Here is an 18,489-nt window from a genome sequence, read left to right on the forward strand (position 1 = left end):
TGGGGGAATTTAAATTTGAAATTATGGAGTGTGAATAATGCAACGCAATTTGAAATTAAGTTTTTGTGCATTAATGACCAGTGGTTTTTTTGTCAAGATTGCGAGTGCAGATGGAGTAGCTACACCAAAAGAAAAGTTATTAACACCAGTAAGTATCAGTGAACATCTAGAAGAGACAAAAAAATTGTTATCGGAAGTGAGGGGATTAAAAGAAAAAAAAGGGGGATCAAAAAGGATAGAGAATAAACAGATAGTAGAAGGAAATAAGTCTTCAGAAGAGGAAAGGAAGAGATTAGAAAACCTATTCTTTGAAGTACTCACAAATTCAATAATAAGTGATGGTGCTACTATCTATATTACTAATCGTGACTCTGAAGATTCTGAAATAAATAGCTTTAAATATGAAGATGCAGGCTATTCTATCAATAATACGGTTCGAGAAGGTGGAAAACTCTACATTGATGCAGCAAGTGTTAGCAGGGATACGACAATTGAGAGTGGTGGTATTGAATTTGTCAAAAATCTGAGCAATTCAGAATATGCCACTGTTAAAAAAGGTGGTAAACAAATTGTTGAGAGTGGTGCAAATGCTGAGGGGGCTAAAATCTATGGTGGTGAGCAGATTATTTTTGGTAAAGGGGTCCTTGGAACTGGTTTGTTGCGTGAAGATAAGGGAAGTAGTGCTTATAACACCGAAATTTATGCTGAAGATGGAATCCTAGGACTACAAAGTGTCTATAGTGGGGGGATGGTTGTTGACACAAAGGTTATGAAAGGAGGTGTCCAGAATCTTGATGGTAAAGAGAATTTTAATAATGGATTCTCAGAAGATACTGATACAGCTGATACAGAAATTGAGGATTTTACAATCAATGAGGGGGCTTTTGCACTTAGTACCAAACTTTTTAAAAATGGTGCGCAGAATATCTTAGCAGGAGGGAATGCGAGCGAAGTTACTTTGTATGATAGAGCTACTCAGAAGATATATGATTCTGGCTACGTGGACAATTTAACAATTAATCACCAAGCACAATCATGGATTTTTGCTGGTGCGATATTGGATAAGGATACAAATGTTAATGATTTTGGCAACCTTTATCTTTATGCTGGGAATGTTGAAGCTGTTACGGAAGTAGAAAATCTTATTTTAAATGGAGAAGATGCCAAGCTATACTCTATTGCAACTGAAAATAACGCTACTCTCTCTCAGGTTAATATCCAGAATTTAACTGGAAGTGGCAGAGTTATTTTTACATCTTCTGGGGCTGATAAGCGTTACTCTAAGCTTAATATTGGTAACCTATCAGGTTCTTTACATTTTGAATTTAATGTCAACTTTGCCAAGCATCTTAGTGATTATCTTGTTATTAAAGCAAGTGGTTCAGGTTATCATACAATAAGTATTACTGATTCTGGAAGTGAGGTTACAACCCCTTCCTACAAAAAGCTTAAATTAATTTCTGATCGTAGTGGAAACGCTCATTTTACTCTGACAAACACTTTTGGTGAAAAAATCAGAGCTATTGATGTCGGAACCTACATGTACAGTTTGAAACATAGAAAAAATAAAAGAAATGGTAAAATTTGGTATTTAGATGCGAATTATGCTCTTGATGAGGTAAATACCTCTTTATTTTCTGATTTTAACTTGCAATCATCTGCTCTGGCCTCATTCTCGAATGATCTCACAGACCGCACAATTGAAAAGGGAATGATTGTTACGATTGCTGATCCTAGCTTTGATAGTAACAGTGAGAAAGTTGATAGCAATGGAGAAACTTCAATTAGTAATATAGTTAAAGATGCTGGAAAGCTTTCCGTTTATAACGGTGGTTTTAGTCTGTATACGACAATTCAAAGAGGCGGTACTGAACTTATTAGAACACAGGGTCTTTCACAGGATAGTACAGTTAAGAGAGGCGGAAAACAAAAGGTTGAAGATGGGGGGAAAGCTGAAGGGGCTAAAATTTACGGTGGTGAGCAGTTTGTTTCAGGAAAGTCTGATATCAAAGGTGAGATGGTAAGGAGTAGCGCCTATGACACTGTCGTTTCTGGTAAAAATGGAGTGCTAGGCTACCAGAATGTATATGATGATGGAGAGGTTTTTAGCACAAAGATCATGGAAGGAGGGGTACAAAATCTTTTTGTGGAAGAAGATCTAGACCATTATAGCAGTTTTGCATTTGATACGAAGATCTTTTCTGGTGGAGAACAACACGTTTTAGCGGGAGGAATTGCGATTGGTGTTCTCTTACAAGGGAATGCTTTTCAAGCAATAGATTTAGGAGGTTATGTAAAAGATTTAACGATTAAGGATCAAGCACAATCGTGGTTACATTCTGGTGCAACATTAGAAGGAAACACCATAATTCATGATTCTGGACGGATTTATCTTTATGCTGGTGCTGCGCGATCTCATACTGAAGTAGAAAAAATTGTTTTAAATGGCAGAGATACCACATTATACTCTATTGCTTCCAAGATGGATGGTGAAAGCTCTTTGATTGAGGATCTAAGCGGGAATGGACGCGTTGTTTTTACTTCTACCGTGTTTAATCCACATTACTCTAAACTTGAGGTCGGTAATCTTTCAGGTAATTTACATTTTCGGTTTAATACTAATTTTGCAGAACAGCGCGGTGATTATCTTCTTATAAAAAAAGGAGCAGGTCATCACACCATCAGTGTTATCGATTCTGGTGTTGAAATGACCAATTCTCTTCTACAAAATCAGAACTTAGTTTTGGAGCTTGATTTAATTCATGATCAAAGCGGAAATGCGCATTTTACTCTGATAGATTTTTTGGGTGAAGAGATAGCTACTGTTGATAACGGAGTCTACATGTACGCTCTAAAGAAAAAAGATCATAACGGTGGAAAGATTTGGTCTTTATCGACACCATCTACATCGGAAAAAATTTCTACTCCTATCTTTCCTCCATCTCATACGGAGTTGCCTATAGATAACTCTTTTGAGCAAGAAGATACTATTTCTCCTTCGGAAGATTCTATAGCCAATTCTTATACAGGTGATTTCAGTTTTTATGCAGAGGATTTCATTACTGGTCTAGGTGAAAAAATTTTGCAAAACTCCATACTCAGTGACAATAGCATAGTGTATATTGCTGGTGATGGAGAAATGGATGATTTTAAATTATCCATTAATAATACAGTTCCAGAAACTGCAACACTCTATGTTGAGACTGGTGGTTTTAGTAAGAATACAACAATTGAAAATGGTGGTTCAGAGATTGTAGGGGAACAGGGGATCTCAGAATTTACGATTATTTACGAGGGTGGAAAACAAAGAGTGGAGGGAGGAGGATCCGCATTGAGAGCTGAAATTTATGGTGGTGAGCAGCTTGTTTTCGGAGATGGTTACGTAAATGGTGAAATTGTGGGGAGCAGCACTTATAACACGACACTTTATGGTCAAGGTGACACGCTGGGACAGCAGAATGTATATGATGATGGGATGGCTGTGGGAACAAAAGTGATGAGTGGAGGAATACAAACTCTTGCTAAATGGTTTGCAGATGATGATAGTTTTATACAAAAAAGTGGTGGCTTAGCCCTGAATACTGAGGTTTTCGCGGGTGGGGTACAGCGGGTATTAGCGGGAGGAGAGGCGGATATTGTGACTTTACACCGCCATGCTGCTCAAGAAGTTCATGCTGGTAGCATTGTAAAAAATCTAACAATTAAAGAAGGAGCCAATTCATGGGTTTTTGCTGGTGCTATGTTGAAAGGAAAAATAAAGATTCATGATTTTGGACAAGTCCATCTTTATGCTGGAAATAATAGCTTTTATACTGAATATAAAAATTATCAGACAACAGTAGACGATATTAATTTAGAGGGAGAAAACACCAAATTATACTCTATTTCTACTGGATATGGAAACACAGAAACCTATATTAAGAAGCTAAGCGGTGTGGGAAATATTATTTTTACTTCTACAGAATCCGATTTACATTACTCTAAGCTTTATATTGATAATCTTTTGGGGAGTCTACATTTTGATTTTAATGTCAGCCTTGCAGAAGGAGAGGGTGATTATCTCTTTATCAAGAATGGCCGGGGTTTTCACACAATAAGTATTGTAGATTCCGGTATTGAAATTGTTGATCCTTCTTCAACAGAACTTGATTTAATTGTTGATCAAAGTGGAGGAGCACATTTTACTCTGAGAAGCTTTTCTGGTGCAAATGTTAAAACTATTGATGGCGGAACCTATACGTATGGTTTAAAACAGAGAATTGATGAGGATGGGGGTGAAAAAGTTTGGTATTTATCTGCGGTATTTATTGATAATGTTTCATTTCTCAACAGTTTGCCGCGTAGTAGGAGCAGGTCTGCGCGGCATTTAAATCAAAATCAATTAGTCTCTTCTCTTTCAACTATTACCGTTACAAAAGAGCATACGATTAAGTTGCCACATCGAAGAGAAAACCGCCAAAACTTAAGGCAAAAATCTCCAGCTTCTGTATCTCTAACTGTTTCAACTCTTGGAAGTCAAATTATTGAAGGAGCATATCCAGCAAGTCCTCTTTATTTTTCTGATGGAAAGCAACAGGCTATTGTTTCAGAATCTTCACCATCTTTATCCGATCAAATGATTTTGCGTCCAGTTCATAAAGAACAGCCTTCTCCACAATTGAGAGAGACGCTTTCAGCTTCTCACTTTTTAACCACTCCTTCTACAGATGCGGTATTGTCTATGTCTGTGGTTCCAGCGATGGTTTTTCACAATGAAATGCAAACCGTGCGTGCGGGAAGAGGAATTCTAGATAAAAGTAACAAGAATGCAGCTTTATGGACCTATGCGATCAAGTCTAAAGAGAGTATTGCTACAGAGCATATAGATTTTAAGTTGGATCAGACAGGTATTGTTTTAGGGATCAATAGTTTAAGTGAGTGGGAAAACGGAGAATTTTATATAGGTGGTTTTGGCAGTTATGACCGCGCACGCATTGGGCATGCACGGGGTGGTATGAGCGGTATCAATACTTATGGCATTGGCGCTTATGTCACTTATTTGGATCATAGTGGATGGTATTTAGATGGTATTTTAAAATATAATCATTATCAGAATACTCTAAAGGCAGTTTCAACGAATGGTTTAGGGATTGAGGGAAGTTATAGGCAATGGGCGGTGGGCACTTCCTTTGAAGCAGGTTATCGACTTAAGACGTCAAAGAGCAGTTGGTTGCAGCCTTATGGACAATTTACATGGTTGCAAGTTGAGGGTAAAGAAATCAAATTATCGAATGACATGATAGGTAACATGCGTCCATTCACTTCATTACGCAGTGAGGTTGGCATATCTTTAGGATATGAATTTGGTTCTCGCATGGCTTCCTCATCACTTGCGTACATTACAGCAGCATGGTTGCGTGAGAATAAAGATAATAACCATACATTGATTAATCAACGGCATTCATTTACCACTGACTTATCAGGGAATGCAGGTAAGTTAGGAATCGGTTTGAGCAGTTTAGTGAGTGAGAAGTTAAAGTTATATGGTGAGGCACATTATGTTAAAGGACGTAAAACAAAACAGTCCCTTCAGGGTATTTTAGGTGTACGCTATAGTTTTTAATTATATGGTTATTTTTTAGTTATCTTTAAATATATGATTATTTGTAAAGGCCTTTAATGAAGGTTCAGAAAACAATTTTTCAGAGCATGCAGCTTCGCTTTTCATGATAGACTGTATACCCTTATATACTTTAATTATGCATTACTTTTTTCTTTGATAAGAAAACTCCAAGGAAATGCTAAAAAAGCACTATAAAAACGCCCTTATATTCTTGATCAAAAAAGTATTAAAAAACCTGTAGAGAACAGTTTTGTATGAGATAAGGAGGATTTTTAAGAAGGATTGTTTGCAATCTAAGGTTGAAAATATGTTTTGTAGAGCTAATTACGTTTAGTGTCTATGCAGGCGTGAAGGGGGGGAGGATATGGCTCTACAATATAAATGGAAACGACATTGTTGGATACTCATGTTGAGCAGCTGTTTTGTACAAGCTGCTGCTGCAAATGAGGGGGGAATACCACTTTTTTGTCAATCTTCAAGTTATGAAAATGGCAAAATATTTCAGGATCAATACAACGAGGATATGAAAACAGGAAGATGCATACTCGGAGCATCTAATGATGTTATTATAAGTGCGCGCAACGAATTAGGCTTTTTAAAAAAGCCTAGCGATTTTACTGAGGATAAGGGCACTAGAGTGTTTGCGAGTCAACAGGAGCTTGACAGCAGTCGTCGTGACAATGTCAGGTATAATGTACAAGAACAAAATATTGCGTTTCTTAAAAAACCTGAACTTATCTTCATTAAAGATGGGGCGCTATTAGAAAATTATGTCCTTGATAATGAAGGTAAAGCATACATTTCAAATGATGGGGAGAGTGATAGCCCAGGGCGATCCATTAATAACACTGTAAGGAATGGTGCAGAGCTTTATGTGTATGCAGGAGGTCTCAGTGAGAATAGTAAAATTGAACATGGTGGAATTGAAAATGTTGAGGCTTTAAAGGGAAAACAAGGCTTTTCAAAAAATGCTGTCGTTAAAGAAGGAGGACGACAAAGTGTTGGAAATGGAGGAAAAGTAGAGGGGACTAAAATTTATGGTGGTGAGCAACTTGTTTTCGGGGAGGGGGATGTTGGAGGAGAAGTTAATGGGAGTAGTGCTTTTCATATTATCATTTATGGTCAAGATGAAACACTAGGCCAACAAAAAGTATATGATGGCGGAAAAGTTTGGGATACGAAAGTTATGCGAGGGGGCGTACAAGAGGTTGGAAAAAAATCTCAAAGTGCTAAAAATGGTGGTTTTGCATTTGATACAGAAGTTTTTGGCGGTGGTAAACAGCGTATCTTTAAAGGCGGTAAGGCTATAGGAGTTACTTTAAATGAGAGCGCTATTCAGGAAATATATGCTGATGGATCTGTAAAAAATCTAAAAATGAATGATGAAACAAAATCATGGGTGCATGCTGGGGCCACATTAGAAGGGAAGACACAGGTAAATCATTCTGGGCAGATTCATCTTTATGCTGGGAATGATCAACATCGTACCATAGTAGAAGATATTATTTTAAATGGAAAAGATACAAAACTGTACTCTATTACTGATGAGTTTGATGGAAAAAGTTCTTTGATACAAAAATTAAGTGGTGAAGGGAGTGTTATTTTTTCGTTTACAGGTTCTGATCCATATTATTCTCAGCTTCATGTGAATAATCTTTCAGGAAATTTACATTTCGCGTTCAATACTACGATTGCCCATAACCGTGGTGATTATCTTTTGGTTGAGAAAGGTGCTGGGAATCATACGATAAGTGTTGCTGATTCTGGAGTTGAAATCACGGATCCTTTTTCAAATAAGCGTGATTTAATTATGGATCAAAGTGGTGGCGCACATTTTACGCTGACAGATCTTAAGGGTGACAAAATTAACGCCATTGATGGTGGAACTTATATGTATGATTTGAAAGAAAGAAAGGATGAAAATGGAAAAGTGTGGTTTTTATCTGCAGACCGCCTTAGTGGACCAGAAACCTCTATTCCAGATCCGGAAAATCCTTTTGTTCCTGGTGAGACATCAACAACACCCTCTACAGATGCAGTGTTAACGTTGTCCGTAGTTCCTGGACTTGTTTTTAACAATGAGTTGCAAATTGTAAGGAATGGTAGAAAAATTTGGAACAGAAATAGGAAAGATATCGAACTATGGACTTATGCGATTAAGAGCAGAGAACGTATTGCGACAGGCCATACACACTTTAAGCTTGGGCAGACAGGTTTAGTCTTTGGTGCTGATCAGTTGAGTGAATTAGGGCATGGAGAGTTGTATATTGGTGGTTTCGGTAGTTATGATCAAGCACGTATTTCTCATGCACGAGGTGGTAATAGTGATCTGAGCTCTTATAGCATTGGAACTTACGCAACTTATTTTGATCATCGTGGATGGTATATGGACGGTGTTTTGAAATATAATTATTACCGAGATAATTTGAAAGCTATCTCCACGAATGACTTAGCTATTCAAAGTCATTACAATCAGTGGGCGATAGGTGGGTCATTTGAAATTGGTTGTTATTTTACACCGGCACAGAATACTTGGATGCAGCCTTATATCAAGCTAACAGGTTTGCAGGTTGAAGGTAAAAAAATAAAACTTTCAAATGGAATGATAGGTGATCTAAGCCCATTGGTTTCATTCCGCAGTGAAGTTGGATTAACTGCAGGACATGAATTCTTTGTGAATTCAGAAACTTCATTAACAGCTTACATTATGGCAGCTTGGTTGCGTGAGAATGTAAATAATAATTATACGACAATTAATAACCAGCATAAATTTATTACAGACTTATCGGGTAATGCAGGTAAATTGGGAATTGGTGTAAACGGTTCGGTCAATGATAAACTGACACTTTATGCAGAAGCACATTATCTAAAAGGACATAAGATTAAGAATGCTCTTCAAGCTATTTTAGGATTACGCTATAGTTTCTAAATATGTGTGTACACGGCTGATTAATTTTATGAATGTAATTGTTTTGCAAGTTTAAACAGATAACGCTCGATTTTATCTTCTTGAGAGTGTAGAGATCTTCTCAAATAGTAAGGATATCTTTATACTCTCCTTTGAAGGCACGAGCGTTTTTTTCATCTATAACTTCAAATATTGCAAATTGTTTCTTGAATTCAAGTTAACAATTTGAATTTTATTCAGATTTTCTGCCTTAAGTTAGAACTTTCTAGCTGCTTATAGACACACAACTTGAAGTTGTCTATATTAAAAAATACACTTAAAAAGTGTTTTTAAACATAAATAAAACACATTACGATACAATCTAAGACGAGTTACCTACGTAGCCGTGGGATATTTTTCTAAATAATTGAGAGTGGAGTGTCGATAATGCAGTATAAACATAAGTTAAGTTTTTCAGTATTAATGATCAGTAGTTGTCTTGTACAAGTTGCAAGTGCAGTTGAAAACAGGAATGGAGAGCTAACAATAGTAGAACATGTAAGAAATGGAGCAGAGATACCAAAAGGTTCAGCACTGATTACAAATAGTTTTCCCAGTAGTAAGAGTAAAATTGGAGATGGCAGTGTTGAGATTGTTGAAAATGGAGCAACTTCTGTGGGTTCCTCTATTAAAAAAGGAGGGATGCAGATAGTTACGCGTGGAGGAAATGCAATAGATGCTAAAATCCTTGGTGGTAAGCAGTTTATTCATGAAGAAAAAGGTCTTGATCTTACAAGCGTGGAGAGAAAAAGTAGTGCATATAATTCCACAGTTACTGGTAGTGATGGAGTAGTGGGACAGCAAAATGTGTATGATGGAGCATGGGGTTGGAATACGAAAGTAGGAAAAGATGGAGAACAAAATCTTTACTCGGGAGAAAGAAAAGAGGGGGGAAAATCAATGTATGCTGAGGTCTCTGGGAATGGGAGACAGCACGTCTTAGCGTTAGGAGAATCTTATGCTACTAATTTGAAAGATCATGCTATTCAAGTTGTATATCCTGAAGGGGTTGTGAATACTTTAACAATTACGGATTCTGCTAGGTCATGGTTTCACTCTGGTATTCAGAAAGTTGTTGGAGAAGTAAGGGTCAATGATCACGGAGAACTTTATTTATTTGCTGGTGATAGGACAAATCATACGACTAAGAAAAAGATTCCTATAGAAGGAAGACCTGAGGAAACAATATTTGAGGTTGGTGAGCGGAATATAGGAGAAAAGCCTCAGATTGAAATTGAAGATTTAGGGGGGAAGGATGGAACTGTTATTTTTACTTCTATTCCATATGATCGACGTCATATTTCACTTCATGTTGAGAGACTTTCAGGAAGTTTGCATTTTCGATTCAATATTAGTGCTACGGGAGATTTGAGTGATTACTTGTCAATTGATTACGGCGCAGGTAATCATAAAATAAGCGTTACAGATTCTGGTCGTGAAATCACAGGTCTTTTTTCACAAAAAAATAGTTTGGGTACTGAGATTCCGTTAGTTACCGATAGAAGCCAAGATGGTGGAGCTTCTTTTACTCTGGAAGATCTTTTGGGCAAGGACATTACAGCTGTCGATGGTGGAACCTATCAGTATCAATTGCTGAAGAGAGAAAGATGTGCTAGTTCTAGTGGTTATTCTGCAATTTGGTATTTAAGTAGAGCCTCTGAAGGTACGACACGTTCGAATACTGAAACACAGTGTGTAAACAAGAAAACGAAGGTCCCTGTTGCATTATCAGATCAAAGTTTTCCTTCTGGAGGAAAAAATACCGGACCTCGTAAACCTACTAAAAAAGAGCAATCTAAGCCACGTCCTCCACGTCATTTAAGAGAAAGACAGAATGTCTCTAGTGTTTCGGTATCTCCCTCTCAAGAAAATCGCACTCATGTGAAGTCTCCTCCAGCAAGTCCTCTTTATTTTTCTGATGGAAAGCAACAGGCTATTGTTTCAGAATCTTCACCATCTTTATCCGATCAAATGATTTTGCGTCCAGTTCATAAAGAACAGCCTTCTCCACAATTGAGAGAGACGCTTTCAGCTTCTCACTTTTTAACCACTCCTTCTACAGATGCGGTATTGTCTATGTCTGTGGTTCCAGCGATGGTTTTTCACAATGAAATGCAAACCGTGCGTGCGGGAAGAGGAATTCTAGATAAAAGTAACAAGAATGCAGCTTTATGGACCTATGCGATCAAGTCTAAAGAGAGTATTGCTACAGAGCATATAGATTTTAAGTTGGATCAGACAGGTATTGTTTTAGGGATCAATAGTTTAAGTGAGTGGGAAAACGGAGAATTTTATATAGGTGGTTTTGGCAGTTATGACCGCGCACGCATTGGGCATGCACGGGGTGGTATGAGCGGTATCAATACTTATGGCATTGGCGCTTATGTCACTTATTTGGATCATAGTGGATGGTATTTAGATGGTATTTTAAAATATAATCATTATCAGAATACTCTAAAGGCAGTTTCAACGAATGGTTTAGGGATTGAGGGAAGTTATAGGCAATGGGCGGTGGGCACTTCCTTTGAAGCAGGTTATCGACTTAAGACGTCAAAGAGCAGTTGGTTGCAGCCTTATGGACAATTTACATGGTTGCAAGTTGAGGGTAAAGAAATCAAATTATCGAATGACATGATAGGTAACATGCGTCCATTCACTTCATTACGCAGTGAGGTTGGCATATCTTTAGGATATGAATTTGGTTCTCGCATGGCTTCCTCATCACTTGCGTACATTACAGCAGCATGGTTGCGTGAGAATAAAGATAATAACCATACATTGATTAATCAACGGCATTCATTTACCACTGACTTATCAGGGAATGCAGGTAAGTTAGGAATCGGTTTGAGCAGTTTAGTGAGTGAGAAGTTAAAGTTATATGGTGAGGCACATTATGTTAAAGGACGTAAAACAAAACAGTCCCTTCAGGGTATTTTAGGTGTACGCTATAGTTTTTAATTATATGGTTATTTTTTGATTGATCTCAATGTGTGTAGAAGGATTTTCAAACCTAGATCGAAGTATCTAGGTTCATCCTCTTTAAAGAAGAATGCTTTCAAAAAGGTATATATTTTGCATGTTTTTTCTTATGTTTCTTTATTGCTTCAATGATAAATTTGATGAGAGGCCTTTAAAATTATGCAAGAAGGTTCAATATTCATTGAGAGTCGGTAGCGCATCTTTATGATAGGATGAGCAATTACAGGTATTTTTATAGTTTTCGTTATAATTTATTCTATATTTTTGAGAATTTGTGTAGATTTTTGCAGTGTCACTTGGCAAAGGGCTCCTTGCTCGCTATAGAAATGGCTAGAGAATATTATAAATGAAATAAAGGTGGTTAAATGGCTTTAGAGCGTACTTTTTCGATGATTAAACCAGATGCAACCCGTCGTAATTTGACTGGCGCAATTACTAAAATGCTTGAGGATGCGGAGCTACGTGTTATTGCGTCTAAACGTGTCTGGATGAGCAAACGTGAGGCTGAAAATTTTTATGCTGTTCATAAAGAACGCCCTTTTTTTAGTGAATTGGTTGAATTCATGTCTTCTGGTCCAACCGTTGTACAAGTTTTGGAAGGCAAAAATGCAATTGCTAAAAACCGTGAAATAATGGGGGCTACGAATCCTAGTGATGCAGAAGAAGGGACAATTCGTAAGGTTCATGCTTTATCGATTGGCGAAAATTCTGTCCATGGATCCGATAGCGCTGAAACGGCAAAAACAGAAATCGCCTTTTGGTTTTCTGAGGTAGAAATTGTTGGTTAATAAAGCGTTTATAATAATAAAGCGTATACAGGAAGCAAAAATCCGAAACACTATATTTCGGATTTTTGCTTTTAAGATTATAGAATTTTTTGAAAGCATAGGGAGCATTCATCGTTTTTTCAGCTTTTAATATTGCAACTGTTTTTGTGAGAATATAAAATCTATTTACTCTTTTTTTTGAAGAGCTTTTATCTACATGCCCCCTTACTTGTAATGTGCAAAAAAGTATTTTATTGATTTATCATTGATAGATTTAAAATGAATCAATCTTATGCTATCCTCATTTCTTATTTAAGTACAAAAAGATAAATCTCCATACTATTCATAGGATGACGTGTTTTAAACCTGCACGAAAATAATCCCATCCTGTCCACAATGTAAGGAGGGCAGCAATCCACAGCATAGTAATGCCAAACTCTACTGTGTAAGGGAAAATTTTATTACCGGCTGGTCCAGCTAAAAGAAATACAATAGCGATCATCTGTACAAAAGTTTTCCATTTTGCAAGACGAGAGACAGGAACACTAACTTTTAATTCAGCTAAATATTCACGTAATCCTGATACAAGAATTTCTCTGCAAAGAATGATAATAGCTGCCCATAGTGTCCACCCAGCGATGGTACTATCTGCGGCAAGCAAGAGCAGACAAGCAGAGACGAGAAGTTTATCAGCAATGGGATCTAACATGCGACCAATATTGGATGTTTGTTCCCAAATACGAGCAAGGTAACCGTCAAGAAAGTCAGTAATGGATGCAACGATAAAAATGGACACAGCAATCCAGCGAGTGATATCACTTGATTGTAATCGCCCTTCTAAAAAAAAGCATGCAACAACCATTGGGACTGCAACAATTCGTGCATAAGTTAAAATATTTGGAAAAGAAAAAGTATGATTTTTCATGGAGCCATTTTTAATTCTTGTGAAAGAGAATATATTACCTAAACCTAACAAGGCGAAGGTTATGAAACAAGCCTATTTTTCATGAAAATGGTTATGAATTTTTTGTGCAATTGTCATAGAGATTCCCGTAACTTTTTTTAAATCTTCAAGTGAAGCACTAGCAATAGCCTTGGCACTTCCAAAATGATGAAGCAACGCACGCTTTCTTGTCGGACCGATATTTTCGATTTCATCAAGTGGGTTTTTGAATGCTTCTTTTTTTCGTTTTATCCTATGAGCTCCAATTGCAAAACGGTGTGCTTCATCACGCAGACGTTGCAAAAAATAGAGGATAGGATCACGTGGAGGAAGTGTAAAGGGGGGAATACCTTTTATAAAAAATCGTTCACGTCCCGCATGACGGTCAACACCTTTGGCGATTCCAACAACTGTGAAGAGGTCATTTAACTGTAATTCAGCAAGTATTGCATGTACGCTATTGATTTGTCCTTCACCACCATCGATTAAGATAAGATCAGGCCAAATGGGAAAAAGATCATTATCTTTTATGTCATGACTTCTATTGGGCTGATCATGCTCTTTTATAAGGCGTGAAAATCTTCGTTTAATCACTTCTTTCATCATGCCAAAATCATCGCCAGGCGTGATATCTATTGAGCGAATGTTGAATTTGCGATATTGATTTTTAACAAATCCCATTTGACCAGCAACAATCATAGCCCCTACAGCATTTGTTCCCATGATATGAGAATTGTCATAGACTTCTATTCGGCGTGGAGGAAAAGGTAGTTGGAATGTTTTAGCAAGACCTTGAAGCAATTTTGTATGAGTAGCTGTTTCAGAAAGCTTATGTTCAAGTGCTTCATGAGCATTGAGATAGGCATGATTAACAAGAGTTTTCCGTTCACCTTGTTTGGGTAAAGAGAGAGACACTTTGTGATTTGCTTTGAGACTCAATGCTTCTGTAAGAAGTGTCTTTTCTTCAATTTCTTCAGATAAAAGGATGCTTTTGGGAAGTGGTTTATCATCGTAAAATTGGGCAAGAAAACTCGCTAAAATTTCAGTACGGGAAAAAGAGGGATCCGCTTTAGGAAAATAGGCACGGTTTCCCCAATTTTGTCCCATGCGAAAAAAGAACACTTGAATACAGGTCATTCCTTCTTTTTGCGCAATTGCAAATACATCCGCTTCTTTTATCGCTTGAGGATTAATACCTTGATGGCTTTGTATATGAGAAAGGGCTGATAAGCGGTCACGATAGGAAGCAGCTTGTTCAAAATCAAGATTTTCTGCGGCTTTATGCATAGCTTGAACCATATTGTTTTTAACAGATTGATCTTTTCCCGAAAGGAACGCTTTTGCTCCCCTCAGAAGTTCTTTATAATCACTGTCACTAATTTCATGGGTACAAGGTGCAGAACATCGCTTAATTTGATAAAGCAAACAGGGACGTGTACGGTTTTCAAAAACTGAATCAGTACAGGTTCGTAATAAGAAGGCGCGTTGTAAAACATGAATTGTTTGTGTCACTGCACCAGCAGAAGCAAAAGGACCAAAATAGTGAGCTTTTCGTGTTCGGGCACCACGATGTTTGTAAAGTCCAGGCACTCGATGATCATCTGTAATCATAATATAAGGGAAACTTTTATCATCACGGAGTAATACATTAAAATGTGGATGCAATCTTTTGATGAGATTGGCTTCTAAAAGGAGTGCTTCTGTTTCTGTATGGGTGACGATAAATTCCATATGATATGTTGCACGAATCATGCGGGTAATACGATTATTGTGTCCTTGTTCACGTGTATAATTTGAAACACGTTTTTTGAGATTACGAGCTTTGCCAATATAGAGAATATCACCATTTTTACCAATCATCCGGTAAACCCCTGGCTTATGCGGAAGGTGTCTAACAAACTCTTGTATGAATTTGACACCTTGGAATTGATATTTCTCATTACTTTGATTGGCATTATTCCATGTAATGTTAGAGAGAAAAGAAAGCTTTTCCCGCTCATTTTTCGGACAATTTATATTATTTTTCAGAACCATTCCGTTTATTAAGAATATGTTTTTTGTTTAATATATGAAATATTCTTTTTTATTAAATAATGATTATTTATATCTTTATAATTTTTTCTATAAATAATATGCTTATAGCATAATAGTACGATTTTAGAGAGCCGGTTTTTCATAAAAAATATGAGAGTTGTTATTCTAAAACAGCTTTATAAATTTGCCCAATTTATCCATTAAAATGATTGGAATAGGAAATTCATGATGATTAAGAAGATAGACTTTCTAAAAGAAAAAAATTAATTCACGCTGATCGTTATTAGCTTATCATTATAATATATTGATATTATTTAAAAAATCAAAGAACTTTATCATTTTATGCCTTTGTATCTTACAACATGATATTTGATTTAGGAAAAATATGAGAAAGATCTAACATAATAGATGTTCTTTTTGAAGCCACTTATGCGTTATTTTGGCATTTTCATCTTGTCCCAGACGGTTGATAAGAAAGGGGCTGAGTTTTTTCATTTCTTCTTCCAAAAGGTAGGGAGGGTTAATAATAATCATACCACTTCCATTCATTGTCGGTGGACTTACACTTTTTCGGATACGCATTTCAAGCTGTAGAATCTTAGGAATTCCTGTTTGATAAAGCGCGTGAAGAAAACTTTCAATTTCTTTGTCATATTTAACAGGATACCATAAAGCGTAGATCCCTCCAGAAAAGCGACGATAGGCTTTCGTTAATCCCTCAATAAGGCGGGAAAATTCTCCAGTTTTTTCAAAGGGAGGGTCAACAAGGATAAGTCCACGTTTTTCTTTTGGTGGTACATGAGAATTTAAAGAAAGCCAACCATCTAAATGCAAAACTTTTGTCTGATAATCTCCTGCAAAGTTTTTTGCTAAAATATGATAATCTTCGTTGTGCAATTCTATTGCGGTGAGGCGATCTTGTTTCCGTAATAATTGACGAATAAGAACAGGAGATCCAGGATAAAATACAATTTCTTTTTTCCCTTTATTGAGGGCATCAATGATATTACACCATGGACGAAGGAGTGCTCTTAAATCCTCTGGGATAGGTGTTGAAAAAAGCCGTTGGACACCTTCGCGCCACTCTCCTGTTTTATGTGCTTCTAAAGAAGAAAGGTCATAAATACCGATTCCAGCATGCGTATCTATAACGCGAAAAGCTTTTTCTTTGCGTTTGAGATATTCTACAATGCGAGTGACAATAATGTGTTTAAAAACATCAGCAAAATTGCCAGCATGATAAATATGCCGATAATTCATGGAGTAAACTCTATCATATGTATAACTGTACCGGATTATTAGCATAGAATATTAGAATTGATATCCATAAAAATACTCTTATAGAAATCAAATAATACCCTCACTCCCAAATAATACCCTACAGAAAAAATATTAATGTCATGGGAGTATTTATTCACTGGGCTATTTTTATATTATGAGATTCATCGTTAAGATTTTAAATTTTTTATATAAAAAATAGATAGGAAGAGGGCAAACATTTCAATAGAGATAGTTGTGTTGTAAGAGAAGTTTCTTATGATTACGGACTCTTTCAGGAAAAATATAAAAGACAAGCAATTAACGAGAATATTAGTGAAGTTTGTTAAAAAAATTAAGGTTATCTTTCAAATTCATTCATAAATTTACTTGTTTAAAGATTAAAGAATTTAAAATGCTTGATAAAAACATTGTTACATTTATCAGTTTTTTAGCGAGCGTAAAATTATGGATAGAGCAATAAAGTGCTGGTATTATAGTGATAGATTTTTGTAAAAGTGTGGATGAATCTCATTGGTTTAAGCGGAGCCCAAGCTTTATATTATACACGCTAAATGGCTAGGTTATTGTGTATGATGCTAAAATAAAACTTTTGAAAAGTGATATGTTCTCTGCAAGCGATCTCAATAAAATGAGGGATTTTTAACTAAAGTAAATAGGTTTATCTATCTCTAACACTGTATTATCTAGCTGATTTATGAGATAATCTTATAAAAAGACTAGAATAAGAAGTTCTTTTACATGGATTATGCTTCGATTCCATGCTTTTGATTGAATGTAAGTTTCTATTAATGCCCATTCTGTTTTCAATACTGAGATAGGTTAAGCACATGATATTATGAGAATGCATGCCCAGAATCCGGAGACTTGTAATAGTTATGATATGCAGCGGTTTAAAGAGCTGGTTATATGGAGATATTTTACTGAATAAAGGCGCAAGCTGGTACCATTTTTATTTTTTAGCAGTATTGCCATACCTCTTAGCACTTGACCTGATTCATAAAGTGCATTTTTACGCTTTCCGCTAATAGTTTTTATTTACACGTCAGATATTTAATTGAATGCGATGATGGCTCATATTTCGTATTGTATATGGAATAATGGATGATAAAATTCCCACCAACGCAAAGAATAAATCTTATGCGTAAGATGATAGTTTTTGAAGAGACTGATGATGTGTCAAGAAAGTTTTTTAGAGATTTTTCTTTCTGAATTTTTTAATTGAATACGTAAATTTTTTTACAGCATGGTATGATTTTTATCAGTAACGGATAATTTGGAGGAAATGTTTGTAATGGTACAACATTGTTTAAAAGGAAAGACATGAGCTATAGTATTTACAGGAAGATGGGTAACTAAGAGATCAGATGAAGTTATTTTAGAAAAGTTTTTAATCCTTTTGAATTTTGTATGAAGCGGTTTATCATTTTTGAATGGTTTGTGTTATAATACGCTAAGAAGGGATGAGAGGATAAAAAGTTCTTTTGCAATAAAAGCGTGTGATTGTTTTTAAGTTAAGAAGAAAATATATAATTAAGATATTATATTTGATACATTCTTCAGAGGAAGCATGAATAAATGAGATCAAATTTAAAAGCATAAAGTTAGAGAGAGTAATGGGTAATATTTTTTCACCAACGCATTTAATTATAATTTTACTGATTATCTTTGTGCTTTTCGGTCGCGGTAAGATTTCTGAATTAATGGGCGATGTTGCTAAGGGAATTAAAGCCTTCAAAAAAAATATGAAGGAAGAAGATGACGGCATTGAGGATAAAGTTGAAATGGCTACTACTTCCCAAATAATTGATGTAGAATCTCAACAATCTCAACAATCTCAGCCGTTATCGGTAAAACATGTAACAGCGCGCAGAAAGGCTTCTTCTGCTTCTAAAAGAAGCAAAACATCTGTTGCTAAAAAACAGCGTGTCAAATAACA

General features: G+C 36.2%; 8 protein-coding genes. 5 read left to right on the forward strand and 3 right to left on the reverse strand.

The window, feature by feature from the left end:
• The first annotated feature begins 37 nt into the window (after window positions 1–37).
• From bafA (ACFINF_RS01900) to ndk, 4 genes are all read left to right on the forward strand, one after another.
• Window positions 38–5,602 (forward strand): BafA family autotransporter, encoded by a 5,565-nt coding sequence (bafA, locus tag ACFINF_RS01900; protein ID WP_375619426.1) that lies wholly within the window; start codon window positions 38–40, stop codon window positions 5,600–5,602.
• 364 nt (window positions 5,603–5,966) lie between these two features.
• Complete coding sequence (gene bafA, locus ACFINF_RS01905) at window positions 5,967–8,531, forward strand: BafA family autotransporter (RefSeq protein WP_375619427.1); 2,565 nt, start codon at window positions 5,967–5,969, stop codon at window positions 8,529–8,531.
• Window positions 8,532–8,936: 405 nt separating this feature from the next.
• Window positions 8,937–11,507, forward strand: coding sequence for a BafA family autotransporter (bafA, locus tag ACFINF_RS01910; RefSeq protein ID WP_375619428.1), 2,571 nt, complete (start codon window positions 8,937–8,939; stop codon window positions 11,505–11,507).
• A gap of 386 nt (window positions 11,508–11,893) precedes the next feature.
• Window positions 11,894–12,316: a nucleoside-diphosphate kinase gene (gene ndk, locus ACFINF_RS01915; RefSeq protein WP_375619429.1), complete on the forward strand. Its 423-nt coding sequence runs from the start codon at window positions 11,894–11,896 to the stop codon at window positions 12,314–12,316.
• Window positions 12,317–12,638: 322 nt separating this feature from the next.
• Here the strand turns inward: ndk and pgsA are convergent, their stop codons facing one another.
• The 3 genes from pgsA to ACFINF_RS01930 form a co-directional block, all read right to left on the reverse strand.
• Window positions 12,639–13,220 (reverse strand): CDP-diacylglycerol--glycerol-3-phosphate 3-phosphatidyltransferase, encoded by a 582-nt coding sequence (gene pgsA / locus ACFINF_RS01920; RefSeq protein WP_012754979.1) that lies wholly within the window; start codon window positions 13,218–13,220, stop codon window positions 12,639–12,641.
• Between the two features lie 72 nt (window positions 13,221–13,292).
• Window positions 13,293–15,272 carry an excinuclease ABC subunit UvrC gene (gene uvrC, locus ACFINF_RS01925; RefSeq protein WP_375619430.1) on the reverse strand — a complete coding sequence of 660 codons (1,980 nt, stop codon included), beginning with the start codon at window positions 15,270–15,272 and terminating at the stop codon, window positions 13,293–13,295.
• A gap of 396 nt (window positions 15,273–15,668) precedes the next feature.
• Window positions 15,669–16,532 (reverse strand): 23S rRNA (adenine(2030)-N(6))-methyltransferase RlmJ, encoded by an 864-nt coding sequence (locus ACFINF_RS01930; RefSeq protein WP_375619431.1) that lies wholly within the window; start codon window positions 16,530–16,532, stop codon window positions 15,669–15,671.
• Between the two features lie 1,634 nt (window positions 16,533–18,166).
• Between ACFINF_RS01930 and tatA the strand changes: the two genes are divergently transcribed.
• On the forward strand, window positions 18,167–18,487 hold the full coding sequence (tatA, locus tag ACFINF_RS01935; protein ID WP_375619432.1) for a twin-arginine translocase TatA/TatE family subunit: 321 nt from the start codon (window positions 18,167–18,169) through the stop codon (window positions 18,485–18,487).
• The last annotated feature ends 2 nt before the right edge of the window (window positions 18,488–18,489 follow it).

This window comes from Bartonella sp. TS25HLJMH (assembly GCF_042193505.1).
Taxonomy (GTDB): domain Bacteria; phylum Pseudomonadota; class Alphaproteobacteria; order Rhizobiales; family Rhizobiaceae; genus Bartonella; species Bartonella grahamii.